Source organism: Flavobacterium sp., from assembly GCF_027531705.1.
GTDB lineage: Bacteria > Bacteroidota > Bacteroidia > Flavobacteriales > Flavobacteriaceae > Flavobacterium.
Genome location: NZ_JAPZSP010000024.1, coordinates 101,475 through 119,054, shown reverse-complemented (window position 1 = coordinate 119,054; position 17,580 = coordinate 101,475). Strand labels below are relative to the sequence as shown.

15 protein-coding genes are annotated in these 17,580 nt (G+C 31.6%); 8 read left to right on the top strand and 7 right to left on the bottom strand.

What is annotated here, in order from left to right; translation table 11 throughout:
• Positions 1 to 213: 213 nt before the first annotated feature.
• The 3 genes from O9267_RS10150 (at position 214) to O9267_RS10140 (ending at position 2,134) form a co-directional block, all read left to right on the top strand.
• Positions 214 to 954 (top strand): metallophosphoesterase family protein, encoded by a 741-nt coding sequence (locus tag O9267_RS10150; protein WP_298178927.1) that lies wholly within the window; start codon positions 214 to 216, stop codon positions 952 to 954.
• A 42-nt stretch (positions 955 to 996) separates the two neighbouring features.
• Positions 997 to 1,476, top strand: coding sequence for a DUF6646 family protein (locus tag O9267_RS10145; RefSeq protein WP_298178925.1), 480 nt, complete (start codon positions 997 to 999; stop codon positions 1,474 to 1,476).
• 79 nt (positions 1,477 to 1,555) lie between these two features.
• Positions 1,556 to 2,134, top strand: coding sequence for an alkylphosphonate utilization protein (locus tag O9267_RS10140; RefSeq protein WP_298178923.1), 579 nt, complete (start codon positions 1,556 to 1,558; stop codon positions 2,132 to 2,134).
• A gap of 55 nt (positions 2,135 to 2,189) precedes the next feature.
• On the opposite strand, the gene O9267_RS10135 is transcribed toward O9267_RS10140, so the two are convergent.
• The 4 genes from O9267_RS10135 to O9267_RS10120 all read right to left on the bottom strand — a co-directional run bounded on the left by O9267_RS10135 (position 2,190) and on the right by O9267_RS10120 (position 6,192).
• Positions 2,190 to 2,576 carry a hypothetical protein gene (locus O9267_RS10135; RefSeq protein WP_298178920.1) on the bottom strand — a complete coding sequence of 129 codons (387 nt, stop codon included), beginning with the start codon at positions 2,574 to 2,576 and terminating at the stop codon, positions 2,190 to 2,192.
• A gap of 77 nt (positions 2,577 to 2,653) precedes the next feature.
• Positions 2,654 to 4,207 carry an aldehyde dehydrogenase family protein gene (locus O9267_RS10130; RefSeq protein WP_298178917.1) on the bottom strand — a complete coding sequence of 518 codons (1,554 nt, stop codon included), beginning with the start codon at positions 4,205 to 4,207 and terminating at the stop codon, positions 2,654 to 2,656.
• Between the two features lie 265 nt (positions 4,208 to 4,472).
• Complete coding sequence (locus O9267_RS10125) at positions 4,473 to 5,021, bottom strand: 3-hydroxyanthranilate 3,4-dioxygenase (RefSeq protein ID WP_298178915.1); 549 nt, start codon at positions 5,019 to 5,021, stop codon at positions 4,473 to 4,475.
• 64 nt (positions 5,022 to 5,085) lie between these two features.
• Positions 5,086 to 6,192 (bottom strand): endonuclease/exonuclease/phosphatase family protein, encoded by a 1,107-nt coding sequence (locus tag O9267_RS10120; protein ID WP_298178912.1) that lies wholly within the window; start codon positions 6,190 to 6,192, stop codon positions 5,086 to 5,088.
• 136 nt (positions 6,193 to 6,328) lie between these two features.
• Between O9267_RS10120 and O9267_RS10115 the strand changes: the two genes are divergently transcribed.
• From O9267_RS10115 to O9267_RS10100, 4 genes are all read left to right on the top strand, one after another.
• On the top strand, positions 6,329 to 9,094 hold the full coding sequence (locus tag O9267_RS10115) for a TonB-dependent receptor (RefSeq protein ID WP_298178909.1): 2,766 nt from the start codon (positions 6,329 to 6,331) through the stop codon (positions 9,092 to 9,094).
• An 11-nt stretch (positions 9,095 to 9,105) separates the two neighbouring features.
• Positions 9,106 to 10,500, top strand: a complete 1,395-nt coding sequence (locus tag O9267_RS10110) for a DUF5689 domain-containing protein (protein WP_298178907.1) — start codon at positions 9,106 to 9,108, stop codon at positions 10,498 to 10,500.
• Between the two features lie 141 nt (positions 10,501 to 10,641).
• Positions 10,642 to 11,565, top strand: a complete 924-nt coding sequence (locus tag O9267_RS10105; RefSeq protein WP_298178903.1) for a PfkB family carbohydrate kinase — start codon at positions 10,642 to 10,644, stop codon at positions 11,563 to 11,565.
• Between the two features lie 91 nt (positions 11,566 to 11,656).
• On the top strand, positions 11,657 to 13,555 hold the full coding sequence (locus O9267_RS10100) for an amidophosphoribosyltransferase (protein WP_298178901.1): 1,899 nt from the start codon (positions 11,657 to 11,659) through the stop codon (positions 13,553 to 13,555).
• A 578-nt stretch (positions 13,556 to 14,133) separates the two neighbouring features.
• Here the strand turns inward: O9267_RS10100 and O9267_RS10095 are convergent.
• The 3 genes from O9267_RS10095 to O9267_RS10085 are packed head-to-tail and all read right to left on the bottom strand — an operon-like array spanning position 14,134 to position 16,255.
• Entirely contained in the window at positions 14,134 to 14,706 is a 573-nt protein-coding gene (locus tag O9267_RS10095) for a DUF3575 domain-containing protein (RefSeq protein WP_298178898.1), read from the bottom strand.
• Between the two features lie 49 nt (positions 14,707 to 14,755).
• On the bottom strand, positions 14,756 to 15,691 hold the full coding sequence (locus O9267_RS10090; protein WP_298178895.1) for a hypothetical protein: 936 nt from the start codon (positions 15,689 to 15,691) through the stop codon (positions 14,756 to 14,758).
• 6 nt (positions 15,692 to 15,697) lie between these two features.
• Positions 15,698 to 16,255, bottom strand: coding sequence for an IS1595 family transposase (locus tag O9267_RS10085; protein ID WP_298178891.1), 558 nt, complete (start codon positions 16,253 to 16,255; stop codon positions 15,698 to 15,700).
• Positions 16,256 to 16,553: 298 nt separating this feature from the next.
• Between O9267_RS10085 and O9267_RS10080 the strand changes: the two genes are divergently transcribed.
• Positions 16,554 to 17,522 carry a LytTR family DNA-binding domain-containing protein gene (locus tag O9267_RS10080; RefSeq protein WP_298178890.1) on the top strand — a complete coding sequence of 323 codons (969 nt, stop codon included), beginning with the start codon at positions 16,554 to 16,556 and terminating at the stop codon, positions 17,520 to 17,522.
• The last annotated feature ends 58 nt before the right edge of the window (positions 17,523 to 17,580 follow it).

Here is a 17,580-nt window from a genome sequence, read left to right as displayed (position 1 = left end):
TGACTTTTTGTTTCTAGGTATTTTTTTTAAAAATCTCAGTTTCATTTCAAAAAAAATAACGAAAACTTCGAAAATTTGTTAGTAAAATCTTTAAAAATACAAAAAATCTTACTTTTTATATTAATGCTAAGCCCTAAATTTGCACAATTGTAATTAATATAGTAGTGATATTTTACTCAAAAACAAGAATAAAAGTTTGATTCAAAAGAGATTATGCAACAGAGAGTTTTAGTAATAGGAGATATACACGGTGGTTTGCTGGCTTTGCAAGAAGTTTTGGTAAATGCAAATGTTAGCAGCAATGATAAGTTGATATTTTTAGGAGATTACGTAGATGGTTGGAGTCAATCGCCACAAGTGCTTGATTTTTTAATAAACCTTCAAGAAAAACAACAATGTATATTTATTAGAGGAAATCATGATCAGTTACTATTAGATTGGTTACAAAATAGCGATCCAAGGTTTAATGAAGAAATGTGGTTTAAACATGGAGGTGAAGCAACGGTGAATGCTTATAAACAAGTTTCTACTGAAAAGAAGCAAGTTCATATTGATTTTTTAAAATCCTTACAGAATTATTATATAGATGAACAAAACAGATTATTTGTTCATGCTGGTTTTACAAATTTGAATGGTGTAGCTTTTGAGTATTTTCCAAAATTATTTTATTGGGATAGAACTTTATGGGAAACTGCTTTGTGTCTTGATAAAACTATTGAGACTTCAAGTCCATACTATCCTAAAAGGTTCACTAATTATAAAGAAATATATATCGGACACACACCAGTTACTAAAGTTAATGAAACAATCCCATTAAATTATGCCAACGTTTGGAATGTAGATACAGGAGCAGCTTTTATCGGACCTTTAACTATTATGGATGTGGATTCTAAAGAATATTGGCAGAGTAAACCTTTAAATTTATTGTATCCAGACGAAAAAGGCAGAAATTAAAAAAACTTATTATCTTTGACAAAATTTTAAAACGAAATAGATATGAAAAAAATTATTACTTTATTAGTTGTCCTATCAGTAGGTTTTGTTAACGCTCAAGCGTTTAAAGGAAAAGGAGATTTCAAAGTTCAAGTTGGTGCACATTTACCAGAAAAAGCAACAGGAATTCACTTAACTGGTGATTATGGTGTTGGTGAAAACATGTCTATTGGTGTTGCAGCTTCTTATTTAATGGGTTTTTCAGGAGGTATTAAAGCTTCAGATGTTGATTTTGGGGATAAAATTGATGTAAGAGCAAGATTTAATGCAAATATTGGAAATGTATTAAATATTGATGATAAACTTGATATTTATCCAGGTTTAAGCTTAGGTATTAGAGATTTCGGCGGACATTTAGGAGCAAGATATTTCTTTTCTGATGGATTTGGTGTTTACACTGAATTTGGAACGCAATTGGCTCAATATGATTCTGATGACAAAGGATTTTTTATTGCTAATGTAGGTGTTTCATTTAATTTATAAAATCCAACAAACAGTATAAAAATCACGAATTAAGCTCAAAATTTAATTCGTGATTTTTTTTATAAAACAAAATACTAAAATGAGTATAGATAAAAAGTTATACGAAAGAAGTGGTTCTAAATGTGAATTATGTGGTAGCTCAGATGATTTAAAAATTTATTTAACCAAAGAAGAAGCTATGTCGGTTGACAATTCTGTTTTGGTTTGTACAACTTGTAAAAATCAAATTGAGAATGTAACAACTACTGATCCAAACCACTGGCGTTGTCTTTCTGATAGTATGTGGAATGAAAACAAATCAGTTCAAGTTGTTGCTTGGAGAATGCTAAATAGATTAAGAGCTGAAGGCTGGCCACAAGATTTGCTTGATATGATGTATCTTGATGATGAAACATTGGTTTGGGCAGCAGCAACAGGCGAAGGCGAGGATGAAGAAGGGAAAATTGTTCACAAAGATTCAAACGGAAATATACTAAAAGATGGTGATTCTGTAGTTTTGATAAAAGATTTGGACGTAAAAGGAGCCAACTTTACCGCAAAACGTGGCGCTGCCGTTCACAATATCAAATTAGTTTGGGATAATGCTGAACATATAGAAGGTAGAGTCGAAGGTCAACATATTGTAATCTTAACTCAATATACTAAGAAGACAAAATAATATCTTTTAATTAAAAATAAAAAAGGATTCAATTTAGCGTTGAATCCTTTTTTGTTTATTGTGGTGTTAACTTAATTTCTATCTGCTTCGGTATAACATGACAAACATCGCGAGTAACAGTTATCACATCAGAAACATAGTTTTCATAGCCAACTTTTGTAACAGTTAGAGTATAATTACCTGTTCTTTCCCAAGCGCCAAAAAAAGTGGTTTGTGTTGGAAAGAAAGATTCTAAAAGTTCAACATACAACCCATCTGTTGCTTCTACGATTACACCTTCATTCAAAATTTGATTGGTGTTTAAATCTTTTACGGTAACGTTTAATCCTGCCTTTGCTTCTGTTGTGCAAACAATATCATCAATATCATCAATATTATCGTCATTCTCGCAAGTTGAAGCAAGTAAGAATGGAAGACATAAAACGAATGCTAGTTTTTTCATAAATTATAGTTTTTAACAAGATGCAAAAAATATAAAAAGGTTGCGTAAAAAAACCGACAATTAAGTCGGTTCTTTATTTATAAATCAAATTTAATTCCTTGTGCTAGTGGTAAACTTGTTGTGTAATTGATTGTGTTGGTTTGTCTTCGCATATACGCTTTCCAGGCATCTGAACCAGATTCTCTACCGCCACCGGTTTCTTTTTCTCCACCAAAAGCGCCACCAATTTCTGCTCCAGAAGTTCCAATGTTTACATTCGCAATTCCACAGTCAGAACCTGCTACCGATAAGAATGCTTCAGCTTCACGAAGATTGTTGGTCATAATGGCAGAAGATAAACCTTGCGCTACACCATTTTGAATAGCAATTGCATCATGAACATCGCCTGTGTATTTAAGTAAGTAAAGTACTGGTGCAAACGTTTCGTGCTGTACAATTTCGAAAGAATTATTTGCTTCAGCAATCGCTGGTTTTACATAGCAACCACTTTCATAACCTTCACCAGAAAGAACGCCGCCTTCAACTAGAATTTTTCCGCCTTCGGCAACTACTTTTTCTAATGCTTTGTTGTACATTTCAACAGCATGCGTATCAATTAGTGGTCCAACATGATTGTTTTGATCTAAAGGATTTCCAATTCTTAATTGATTGTAAGCAGAAGTTACAGCATCTTTTACTTTATCATAGATACTTTCGTGTATAATTAATCTACGAGTTGAAGTACAACGTTGACCAGCTGTTCCAACAGCTCCAAAAACGGCACCGATAACTGTCATTTTGATATCTGCATCTGGCGTTACAATGATTGCATTGTTTCCACCTAATTCTAAAAGTGAATTTCCTAAACGAGCCGCACATGCTTGGGCTACAATTTTACCCATACGAGTAGAACCTGTTGCAGAAACTAAAGGAACTCTCTTATCGTGAGTCATCATTTCACCCACTTTATAGTCACCATTTATTAAACATGAAATTCCTTCGGGAAGATTATTTTCTTTTAAAACCTCGGCAATGATATTTTGACATGCAATTCCGCATAAAGGTGTTTTTTCAGATGGTTTCCAAACGCAAACATCTCCACAAATCCATGCTAAAGCCGTATTCCAAGCCCAAACGGCAACTGGAAAGTTGAAGGCAGAAATAATCCCAACAATCCCAAGTGGATGGTATTGCTCATACATTCTGTGTCCAGGACGTTCTGAGTGCATTGTCAAACCATGTAATTGACGAGAAAGACCAACTGCAAAGTCGCAAATGTCAATCATTTCTTGTACTTCACCATAACCTTCTTGCAATGATTTTCCCATTTCATAGGAAACTAGTTTACCAAGTGGTTCTTTGTATTTTCTTAGTTTTTCTCCAAACTGACGGACAATTTCTCCACGTTTTGGAGCTGGCATTAAACGAAATGTTTTGAATGCTTCAGTCGCAGTTTGCATTACTTTTTCATAATCTTCGGCAGTTGTTGTTCTTACTTTTGCAATAAGTTGTCCATCTACTGGCGAATAACTTTCTAGAATAGCACCATTAGAAAAGTGATTGTTTCCTGTAGAAGTTCCTTCGTTTATGGCTTTTACACCTAGAATTTCTAATGCTTCGGTCATGCCGAATTGTTGAGCAATTGTTGACATTTGTATGTTTTTATTTGTGATTTATAAATTTTTGGTAAAAATAGTGGTTTATTTTGAATTTTTGGTATTTAGCCCAGATAGAAATGGAAAGCTTTTTGAAAAAAAATGCTAATTTTTCTTGGCAGAAAAGAGCGACCATAGAAGCTCCTTTTGTGGCTTAGAAAAATAGTGTTTATTTTCAAAAACTTGAAATGTATAGCTGGATTTGCTTAAAGAAATTAAACATGAAAGGAACAAAAAGAGCTTAATTTCTTAAATGTTTATTCTAGGATTCGTAGTCTTTATCTATAAATCTTGGGTCAGATTGCATTATAGTTCCACATTTTTGACACGTTCTTTTTTCTTCAGAATTGTAAAATTCTTTAAAATGTGAAAGAAAATCTTTTTCAATATTGTGTAATTCAAAATAGACTTCGTGCAATTTGTGATTGCAATTGTCGCAAAACCAAAGCAAACCGTCTTTTAAACTTAAGTTTTCTCTTTTTCTTTCGATAACCAAACCAATTGAGTTTTCTGTTCGCGATGGTGAATGTGGCACTTTGGCAGGCAGCAGAAACATATCTCCAGCAGAAAGCTTCATAGCTTTCTTTTTGCCATTTTCTTGAATGTAAACTGTTATTTCACCCTGTAATTGATAGAACAATTCTTCGGTTTCGTTGTAATGATAATCTTTTCGGGCATTTGGACCACCAACAATCATTACAATATAATCGCCAGAATCTACATAAAGGTTTTTATTAGAAACTGGCGGTTGAAGAAGATGTTTATTTTCTTCTATCCACTTGGCTAGGTTGAAAGGTTTTTGAATTGACATAAAATTATTTTTTACGAAATTACTAAAAAATAAAAAAGGCTGGCAAGAACCAACCTTTTAAAAATTATTTTACTTCTTTAATAAGATAGACATATACTGGAAAGTGATCACTAAAACCTTCTTCGGTAGCAGAATGTCTTAGTGGATAACCTTTGTACTGTCCAGTTGTTTGTATCATAAAAGGTTTGTTATAAATTCCAGCTTTCCAATATTTGTATGTGCTTGAGTCGCTATTTATGAATCGTTCACTAACCATAATTTGGTCAAAAATATCTCCAGAATCTCTGTAAAAAAGAGAGGCATGACCTTCTTTTGCCATTTGCTCAAATGGATTGTATATATCACCAGCTGATTGTAGTTCCGATTTTTTGAGTTTAGCACCAATTTCAACTTTTACACTTTTATTATAAGAACCATCATTAAGGTCGCCCATAGTTATGATTTTAGCATTAGGATTTATTTTTACTAATGAATCCATGATTTTTCTATTAAGTGCGCCAGCAGCTTCTCTAAAAGGTGAACTTTTCTTTTCACCACCAGAACGAGATGGCCAGTGATTAACAATAATATTAATTTCTTCACCATCTAGAAATCCTGTAACTAATAATTGATCTCTAGTATAAACTCTTTTTGAAGAAAGATCTTCTGCAATAGCATCATCTGTAATTTCTTCTTTTTCTTCTTTTTTAGATTTTTTTTCTTGATCCTTATATATGTATAATGGAACATTAGTATAACTAGTTAAGGTAAAGTTTTTCTTTTTGTATAAAAGGCCAACATCAATTCCTCTTTTGTCGGGCGAATCAAAATGAACAACTCCATATTGTTTATCAATGAGTAGTGGTTCTTTTACTAAATCTTCTAGAACTCCTCTATTTTCAACTTCGCAAACACCCAAAAAAGTTGGAGATTCTTTTTGTTGGTCGTTTGTTCCAATTTCGGCAATGACTCTTGCCATATTTTGAAGCTTTCTTTTATATTTTTCGCCTGTCCAGTTTTGAGAACCATTAGGCAACCATTCTTCGTCGTTATTCGGATTGTTAATTGTATCAAACAAATTTTCTAAATTATAAAACGCAACGGTATGAATTTTATACTTTTTAGCCTGTGCATTTGCGCCTTGCATTGCGAATAAAACAATCAAAAGGGCAATAAGTTTATTAATTCTCATAAATTCGATATTATTATACTGTAAAGTTATTTACAAATTCTCTGCCAAAAGTATATAATATTATTAAATGATGTACATTTGTACCGTTAAGAAATTAATTCTTGACAAAAAAATGTAAATTAATTTTATTCTATTTATGAAAAAACTTGTTATTAGTACATTATTTGTAATGCAAGTGTTATTTGTTTTTGCCCAAACAGGAACGGGAGTTTCAGGAAAAGTTTTGGATTCTAAAACACAAAAACCATTACAGAATGTCGTTACATCCATTCAAAACACAAATTTAACTCAAATTACAGACGGATCAGGAAAATTTGTATTCAAAGGAGTACCTGTTGGAAATCAGTTACTTCAAGTTAGAAGTCAAGGTTACAAAGATCAATTATTACAAATTGAAATAGTAGCAGGAAAAATGATTGATGTCGGAATAGTTGTTTTAGACGAAGACATCACCGAAGAACAGCAAAACAGCTTAATTACTATCACTGATAATGATTTGGGTGATGATAATAGTGGTTCAGAAAGCACATCGGCTTTATTACAAGCTAGTAGAGATGCTTTCCAACAAGCGGCTGCTTATAATTTTGGTCAAGCACGTTTTAGCGTTCGTGGTATCGATAATGAATATTCTACTGTTATGATTAACGGTGTTTCAATGAATCGATTATCAGATGGAAGACCACAATATAGTAATTGGGGTGGTCTAAACGATGCAACTAGAAACCAAGAATTTACAGATGGTTCAAAACCTTCTGATTATACTTTTGGAGGAATTGCTGGAACGCAAGAAATGAATACTCAAGCTTCAATATATAGAAAAGGAACTAGACTTTCTTTCTTAAGCACAAATACCAACTATAATTTTAGAGCAATGGTTACACATGCTTCTGGAATGGATAAAGATGGTTGGGCTTATGTAATTTCTGGAGGAAGACGTTGGGCAGAAGAAGGTCATTTTGACGGAACAACTTATGCTGCTAATTCATTATTTGCAAGTGTTGAAAAAAGAATAAATGCAAATCATTCGTTAAACCTTACTTCAATGTATGCTCAAAACAGAAGAGGGAAAAACTCTCCAAATACTGATGAGATTACAAATTTAAAAGATTTTAAATATAATTCATATTGGGGTTGGCAAGAAGGCGAGAAAAGAAATTCTCGTGAAAAAGTAGTGGAAGAACCAATAATCATCTTAAGCCATTATTGGAAATTAAATTCAAAATCAAAATTAAATACAAACGTTTCTTACCAAACTGGTAAAATAGGTAATAGTAGAATAGATTTTCAGGCAGTTGACAATCCAGATCCAACATATTATAAAAAACTACCAAGTTATGCTACGACCAATTTTATAGATGGTGTTTATAGCCCTAATTTTGTACAAGCTGAAGGATTAAAACAAGGGTTTTTATCAAATCCGCAGTTAAATTGGACTGCTATGTATAATGACAATAGAAAACCTTTGAATATTAATACTGGGAGCGTTTTTGTGTTATATGAAGACAGAACTGATGATACAACTGTAACTGCAAATTCTATTTTCTCAACTAGACTATCCGACAATATTGTAATGAACGCTGGAGCAACTTTTACAAATTCAAAATCAGAAAACTTTAAAAATTTGTTAGATTTATTAGGTGGAAACTTTTATAATGATGTAAATCTTTTTGGAGTTGGTTCAGAACAAGATTCTGATACAAACAATCCAGGTAGAATTGTTGGTGTAAATGATAGATATGGTTACAACTACAATATAAATGCAACTAAAATTGATGCTTTTACTCAATTCAAGTTTACTTACAAAAAAGTTGATTTTTACTTAGCACAAACCTTTTCAAGAAATTCTTATCAAAGAGAAGGTCTTTACAGAAACGGATTTAATCCAACTAACTCTTTTGGTAAAAGCGATAAATTACATTTTGATAATTTCGGTTTTAAAGGTGGTTTAACTTATAAAATTTCAGGAAGACATTATGTTGATTTTAACGGTGTTTATATGAGTAAAGCACCAAATACAAAAGATGTTTTTCCTTATGCAAGACAAAACAACAATAGCACCGAAAACATTTCTAATGAAGGAATTAGTAGTATGGATTTGAGTTATATTATCAAAACTCCTAAATTGAAAGCCAGATTTACAGGTTTTTTTAATGAAACCAAGAATTCTACAGATGTAGCTTTTTATTATGCTGATGCAATTAATACAACTGGTACAACTGCTGCAGGAGAATTTGTAACCGAAGTAATAACTGGTCAAAACAAAAGAAATATTGGTATTGAAGCCGGTATAGAATACCAAATTACTTCAACTATAAAAGCAACGGCAGTAGCAGCATTTGGAGAATATAAATATACAAATGATTCAGATATTAAACTTTTGGCTGATGGAATAGTTGAACCAATAAATGATGACACGGTTGCTAAAATCAAAAATTATAAAGTTGCAGGAACACCTCAAGAGGCTTACTCAATAGGATTAGAATACCGTGACCCAAAATTCTGGTGGATTGGAGCAAACGCAAACTATTTGGCTAAAAATTATGTTGATGTTTCTCCGTTACTCAGAACTAATGATTTTTATGACAAATCTGACAAAGCGTTATTTCCAACAAATCAAAACTTAGCTGACCAATATTTACAACAAGAACAATTTGACTCGTTTATGTTGTTTAACGTTGTAGGTGGAAAATCATGGAGAATTGGTCAAAATACACTTGGGATTTTTGCTAATGTAAATAATATTTTAGACAAAGTATACAAAACAGGTGGTTTTGAACAAGCTAGAAATGCTACATATAGTGAATTGTACAAAGATTATCAAGGTCCAAATCGTTCTTTTGGCAATAAATATTTCTATGGTTATGGAAGAACATTTATGGTAAACGTTTATTTAACTTTTTAAATAATAAAAATATGAAAACTATTTTCAATAAAATTATAGCAATCACAACTTTGATGACATTGTCGGTTAGTTGTGTAAATGAGACATTTAATGATCCTATTCAGGCAGACTGTGTTAATCCTTCATTAGTAAAAACAAAAGAAGTGTCAGATGTTTATGCAGTTGCAATCAACCCAGTTGCAATAGCGCCAAGCACAATTCCAAACACACCAGAATACACATCAGATGATGTTATCGAAGCCTATGTTATTTCAAATGATAAAGGAGGGAACTTCTTTAAAAACATGTATTTTCAGCCAATAGATGGTTCACGTGGATTTATTATGTCGGTAGATGACGACAACATTTATAATGAGGGTTTTGAACCAGGAAGAAAAGTTTATCTTAAAATGAAAGGACTGCACTTTGGTAATCCATCTGATTTTACAAGAGGGTTAGTTTTTGGTGCAAAACCAACAGATATATATGATGTTGATAGAATTCCGACTCTTGAGTACAAAAAATATTTAATTCCTTCCTGTCAAATTGTTGATGAGGAAACAATAGTACATAAAATTACTCTTGCCCAAGCAATAAGCGATACATATCTTAATACACTTGTTGAAATTAGTGATGTTCAGTTTGATGATGTTGCAATTACGGGAACATATAGCAAACCTGATTTTGATACAAGTCTAAAAATAACAAATGGCTCTACTACTCTAGATGTTAGAACAAGTAAATTTGCTAAGTTTGCTGGAAATTCTGTTGCAAAAGGGAATGGAAAAATAAGAGGAGTTCTTGGAAAATATAATAATGGTTTTCAATTAATACTGAGAACCGAAAATGATGTTAAGTTTGATAAACCAAGAGTATTGTCACCATCCTTACCTTTAGGTGGTACTAATATAACATTCTCAGGAACTCTAAATGAGCCATTTACTAGTTATGCAATTGATACGAAGTCTTTCCCAAACTATATAAATGATAGAAGTTTTGGAACAAAATATTGGTTTGTTAGGGAATTTTCTGGTAATAGATATTTAGAAATGAGTTCTTTTGCTGGAACAAATAATCCTGGAACTCCAGCACAATGCTATTTTATAGTCCCTGTTGATTTTACTGCAGCAAATTCATTAACTTTTTCAGAAAAAATCAGATTTAATAATGGTAATGCTTTGAATGTATATTATGTGAAGCAACAAGATTTTACAGTTGGGTTTTTAAATGTTGCTCCGTTTGTAAACATTACTTCAAGCTTTAATATTACTTATCCTGGTACTAATTCATCAGAAAGCAATTTTAATTCTGCCGGAACCTATAATATTCCAACTAGTTTGACAGGAAACGGTTATTTTGTCTTTGAGTACGTTGGAACAACAACTATTACAACAACTGTTCAATTAGACGACATTGTAATAAATTAAAAATTTATAAATCCAATAAAAAAGGGTTGCGTTTTATACGTAACCCTTTTTTTATAAAAGAAATTTAAAAGCAAAATCTTCAATTTTTGCATCTCTAAAACTTATAAACTATCTTTGCGCCTTTAATTTGAAATACTTACAATGAACAAACTATTAATAGTAGGAACGGTTGCTTTTGACGCTATCGAAACGCCTTTTGGGAAAACAGACAAAATTTTAGGTGGTGCTGCTACCTTTATCGGACTTTCAGCTTCACATTTTAATGTAAAATCTGGAATTGTTTCAATAGTTGGTGAAGATTTTCCTCAAGAATATTTAGATTTACTAACTGCAAGAAATATTGATATTTCTGGAATCGAAATCGTAAAAGGTGGAAAAACATTTTTTTGGAGTGGAAAGTATCACAATGATATGAATTCAAGAGATACTTTGGCAACAGAATTAAACGTTCTTGCCGATTTTAATCCAGTTGTTCCGCAAGATTTTAAAAACGCCGAAGTAGTAATGTTAGGAAACTTGCATCCATTAGTTCAGTCAGGTGTTTTAAAACAAATGACAACAACTCCAAAATTAGTAGTTCTTGACACAATGAATTTCTGGATGGATTGTGCTTTGCCAGAGTTATTAGACGTAATCAAACGCGTTGATGTAATAACAATCAATGATGAAGAAGCACGTCAACTTTCGGGAGAATATTCTCTAGTAAAAGCTGCTGCTAAAATTCACAAAATGGGACCAAAATATGTAGTGATTAAAAAAGGAGAACACGGTGCGTTAATTTTCCATAACGAACATATTTTCTTTGCACCAGCATTGCCACTGGCAGATGTTTTTGATCCAACAGGAGCTGGCGATACTTTTGCAGGCGGTTTTTCAGGATTTATTGCGCAACAAGGTGATGTTTCATTTAACACAATGAAAACGGCAATTATTCAAGGTTCCAACTTAGCATCATTTTGTGTAGAAAAATTTGGAACAGAAAGAATGTTAGAGCTAACAGAATCGGAAGTCAAAAATCGATTAAAATTATTCAAATCATTAACACATTTTGATATAGAATTATAATAACTTTATGCCTCGAAATTTTCGGGGCATTTTTATTTAAAAACAACAGCACGGACAAGTCGCGACTTGTCCCTAAAACAACTACAATACAATGAGTGACGCAATCAAACACGAATGTGGAATTGCACTTTTACGATTAAAGAAACCGTTAGAATTTTACAAAGAAAAATACGGTTCAGCTTTCTACGGAATTCAAAAAATGTATCTCTTAATGGAGAAACAACACAATAGAGGTCAAGATGGCGCTGGTTTAGCTTCTATCAAACTTGATGTAGAACCCGGAGAAAGATACATAAGTCGAATTCGTTCAAACGATGCACAACCAATTCAAGATATTTTTGCTCAAATAAATGGCAGAATCAACGAAGAATTAACCATACATCCTGAATATCAGGAAGATGTTCAACTTCAAAAAGATAATATTCCTTATATTGGCGAGTTGTTTCTTGGACATGTTCGATATGGAACATTTGGTAAAAATAGTATTGAAAGCGTTCATCCTTTTTTACGTCAAAACAATTGGATGCACCGTAACTTGATTGTGGCAGGAAACTTCAACATGACCAATGTAAAAGAGCTTTTTACAAGTTTAGTAGAATTAGGTCAGCATCCAAAAGAATTAGCAGATACCGTAACGGTTATGGAAAAAATTGGTCATTTTCTTGATGATGAAGTAACCGATTTATACCAAGAATGTAAAAATAATGGGTTATCCAAACGAGAAGCTTCTCCAGTTATTGCTGCCAAATTAGATATTGCCAAAATATTAAAAAGAGCTTCTCGTGGTTGGGATGGCGGCTATGCTATGGCAGGATTGTTAGGTCATGGAGACGCATTTGTATTTCGTGATCCGGCAGGAATTCGTCCTGCATATTTTTATGAAGATGATGAAGTTGTAGTCGTTGCCTCAGAAAGACCTGTTATTCAAACGGTTTTTAATGTTCCTTTTGAAAAAGTACAAGAACTTCCGGCAGGTAATGCATTGATTATCAAAAAAAATGGAATTGCCACTTTAGAGGAAATCATTACGCCAACTATAAAAAAAGCTTGTTCATTTGAACGAATATATTTTTCACGCGGAAGCGATGCCGAAATTTATCAAGAAAGAAAAAAATTAGGAAAACTAATTCTTCCTGCTGTTTTAGAAGCTATTGATAATGATACTGACAATACAGTTTTCTCTTTTATTCCAAATACCGCCGAAACTTCTTTTTACGGAATGGTAGAAGCGGCTAATGATTTTTTGAACCAAAGAAAAAACCAATTTATTCTAACCAATCGTAAAACATTAACCAAAGAAAAATTAGAAGAAATTCTTTCGGTAAAAATTAGAACTGAAAAAATTGCGATTAAAGACGTGAAACTAAGAACTTTTATTACTGAAGATAGTAGTCGAGATGATTTGGTAGCGCATGTTTACGATGTAACTTACGGCGTTATCAAACCAACAGATAATTTGGTAATTATTGACGATAGTATTGTACGAGGAACGACATTAAAGAAAAGTATTCTGAAAATGATGGACAGACTAAGTCCTAAAAGAATAGTTGTTGTTTCTTCAGCGCCACAAATTCGTTTTCCTGATTGTTATGGTATTGATATGGCTCGTTTGGAAGGACTTGTTGCATTTCAGGCAGCGCTTGAATTATTGAAAGAGCGAAATCTTTATCATATTGTTGAAACAGTTTATGAAAAATGCAAAACACAAGAAAATTTAAAAGACAGCGAAGTTATAAATCATGTAACCGAAATTTATGCGCCTTTCACCGATCAAGAGATTTCAGATAAAATTGCTGAACTATTAAATCCTAAAGACATAAAAGCAGAAGTGAAAATTATTTTTCAGACAGTTGCTAATTTACACGAAGCTTGTCCGAAAAACTTAGGCGATTGGTATTTTACTGGCGATTATCCAACACCTGGAGGAAATAGGGTTGTGAACAGAGCTTTTATCAATTTTTATGAGGGAATTAGTGCTAGAGCCTATTAAAAAAAGTAGAGTTATGCCATTCAACGATTTTTATAGCTTTTTGTCCTATATGTTTGTTGTAAAAATTTGTTAAGTATATATTTGGTCTACCATAGCATTAGTAGGTTAAGTTTATGGTAGATTTGGGGCAAAAAAGGTGAAAGCAATTTCACCTTTTTTATTTTAGTTAACTTCCAAAAAATTAGTCTTTCATTTACTTTTCATTTCTTTTTTAAAACCTCAAATTATACTATTTATTTCTCATTTTGATGCAACAAAAAAAGCATCTTAATTGATATTTATATTAAAAGAACCTTTGTAAATTGACTTTTTCTCATTTAAAATAACTTCTATTGACTATTTGAAAAGTATAATTACACTATCATTTGACTGTATTGTAAATATAATACTAATAACCAAGGCTGTTGACACCAAGGAATGACGTATGTTTGCTACATCATAAAATTAGTAGGTTAATCTTGTGGTAGATTTGGGGCAAAAAAGGTGAAAGAGATTTCACCTTTTTTATTTTGTAAAAATTTAAAATAAAAAAAAGGATTCAATATTTGAACCCTTTTCTTTAACCTTTTATAATAAAGCTAAAATCTATATCCGATAGATAATCCACCTCTACCCACAAAAACGTGGTCATAGAAATCATTTTTATCTGCATTCAATAAGTTCCTTCCAAAACCTGCATTTATTTCAAAAATCACACCTTTTTTAGTAATCCATTTTGAACCTATACCAAAACCTAATGCAAAGTCAGTATATTTTTCACCTTTTTGTGTTACGTAATTACTTCCATATACTGGATCATACGTTGGATTATATACATAGTATTGATAATCTTGAGTAGATATTGAATTTAGCATTCCAAAACCTTCAACATAAAAACCTGCCGCATATTTTTTTCCAAAATAGAATCTATAGTAAGGAGTCAATTTAAATTTGGTTTCTATTTCTTTATCAGCAGCAAAACCCATCGATAGTCCAACAGCCGATTCCTCATTAATAATTCTTTCATATGTAAACTCAGGAAATCCAGCTAACGTAGAAATAGCATTAATTTTTAATTCATTTTTGGGGTTTGCGTTTTCTGTTGATGTTGTTTCTTGAGCAAATGAAAAACCATTTACTGCAATAACTAATAAGATTATAATTTTTTTCATTTTTTAGTTTAAAATTTGTTTACAAAGAAACGCAAAACTAAGCATATTATTACATTTTTTTCACCAATCCTATTTTCAGCTTTTCGTCAAAACTACTTAGTTTTTGATTTTCACTTTCAACCGTAAAAATAATTGTTTCTCTTTCTGGGTTTTTAGGATACGTTTTAATTAGCAATTCCATAAAGAAGGTTCTATTATAAATGGCTTCTTTGAAAAAGGTTTGAATGTTTAAGTTGTATTCTTTTAATTTTGGATTTTCTCTATTAATTGGAATTCCGTAGGCGTTTTGATAACTTCTTTTCGGTTTTGTTTTTCTCAAAACTTCAAGAGTTTTATCATCGATTCTTAAAAAAATGGTGCTATAAATGAAATCTGCTATTTTTACGGGATTGTTTTTTAAATCTACCCAACTCATTTCTAAATAAGTAAAAACATCTTCATAGAAAGAATCTGAAAATGTTTTTATCCACTCGAAGGCAGGATCGGGTTTATGTTTGATAAAAAAATCTTTAAACCTTTCTTTAGTATTTTCCTTGTAAAACGAAAAGCCTGTAGCTTCATCAATTAGGTTTTTAATAAATCTATTTTCTAAAAAAGCAATAATTTTATCAGCAATTTTTCCTGTTTTTAGCTGGTTTAAAGATAAATATCCAGCATTTTTAGCTTTTGCAATTGTGGTTATAATTTCAATAAAAAAATGGGCATTGTAACCTAAATAGCTTTTCTGTTTTCCTTCATCGTTTGTATGTGTAAAAGCAATAGGATAAGTTAACGTTTCAACAAATTCATCAGAAAGAACAACATAATTTTTTATTGAAACAAAAAAATCTAACAGCCATTGTTCTGATTTCCCTTCTTTGCCTAATGCTTTTTCGAGTTTGTTTTTTTCAACAACACGAATATAATCGTTTAAAACATAAGCGTCTAACTCGATTGTTCCAAGTTTTAGTTTTTTTGTCGGCAAACCAAATCTAACAACTCTCATAATTTGTTATTGTTTCTTTAAAAGCAAAAGCCACTCTGACATTTTTAATTTTTCTTTCTCTACCGAAGAAAGTGTTATTGTTTCAGGTTCTTTTGTCTCAATAATTAGTGGCTTAGCAACTTTTACGATTACAGTTTTTTCTTTTTTAACTGTCGTTTTTCTAGCTTTCTTTTTCGATTTTACAATTCCGTTATCAGCTTCGAGATATGCTTTGATACGTTGCATCATATACCAAGCTGTTTTTTGAGTAATTCCAATTTCTTTTGCTAAAAAAACCGAAGTCATTCTTGTTTTTCTATTTGAAAGCATCCAAATTGAAATAAACCATTTCTGAAGTGGAATTCGAGAATTATGAAAAATGGTATTGGTTTTTACATTAAAATATTTTCCAGTGTTTCGACAACGGTATTTGTGGTTTTTGCAGAAATATACTTTTGAATTTTCATCAAATGGGCTTATTATGTCTTCTTTCCAGCGAAGTTGCTCTAAGTGTTTTATACAGCTTTCTTCGTTTGGAAAAGTAGTGGTTATATCATTTCGCGATAAAAAGTCTATTGATAACATTTATACTAAGTTTAGTTTACCAAAAATAGTATAATTTGTGTATTATAATAAGTAATCTGCTTATTTTTATAAACCATTTTTCAACACAGCAGTAGTTTATCGATTTTTTTTGCACTTAATGTTTTTTTGTTAACAATAGCGCCAAACCTATCAACAAGAGTTAAATAGTAAACAAAAAACTAGTAAATTAGCAATCTAATTGAAAAAAAGGTCCCAAGCCTACTCAAAATTTAAATGACAAAATAAGCTTTATTTTGTTTCTACTAATGCTTTGCTGTGTTTATAGCAATAGCATTATATGAAATTAACTTATATCATTATCGATGATGACACTCAAAGCATTTTAAAAACGCAAGCTGTTGCTTCTCGTTTTCAAAATCTTGTATGTGTTGCTACAGCAGCTAATTATAGCGATGGTGTAAATTTAATTTTAGAACACCAACCCAAAATTGTTTTTCTCGAAATCGATCCTTCCGATAAAGAAAGTAATCTTTCATTACATATTATTAACGAGTTACACCGTTATTTAAAAGTTATCCCAAAAATAATTATCACAACTAAGTATAAAGATCTTGCACATGAAGCTCTTAAATACGAGGTGTTTGATTACTTTACTAAACCGTTAGGTATTAATGAGTTTAGAAAAACTCTACTTAAAATTGAAAAAAATTGCCAGTTTCAAGAAAAAGAGACTAAACAATCATTCGGACTGTTAGAAACAGCAATTTCAGATGATACTTTTGCTGAGAGTAATTTTATAGTTGAGACAAAATCAGATTTGGTTTCTGAGACCTTTTTTGAATTTGAGAAAGCGATAGAAGATAATGCTGGCAATAACCAAGGTGAAACAACTGAGCAAGTTGAAGCTATCGAAGAAAATCTAGAAATTGCAACCGACGAAACATCTAAAAAAGACAAACCACTTATTATTTGTGTAAAATCGTATGGTGATTACCGATTTATTGAAGCTAAAGATATTTGCTATTTGCAAGCCGATAATAATTCAACTGATATTCACTTGTATAATGGCGAAATGATAACAGCGTTTAAAACACTGAAACATTTTGAAGGTGTTCTTAAATCACCTTTTGTGCGTATTCATAACAGTTATATTGTCAATATTGATTACGTTTCAAGAATTCATACAGGAAATGCCGTATGTTATATCAAACACACCACAATCAAACTTCCATTTTCTAAGTCTTATAAAGAAAATGTAGATTCTATTATTAGTAGTATTACTAATGGGAATTATTTAGAGATTTAGTTTTTCCTATTTCTCAATTTACCTTCAAGCAATCCTTTTGCACCTATTTTTGATTTTT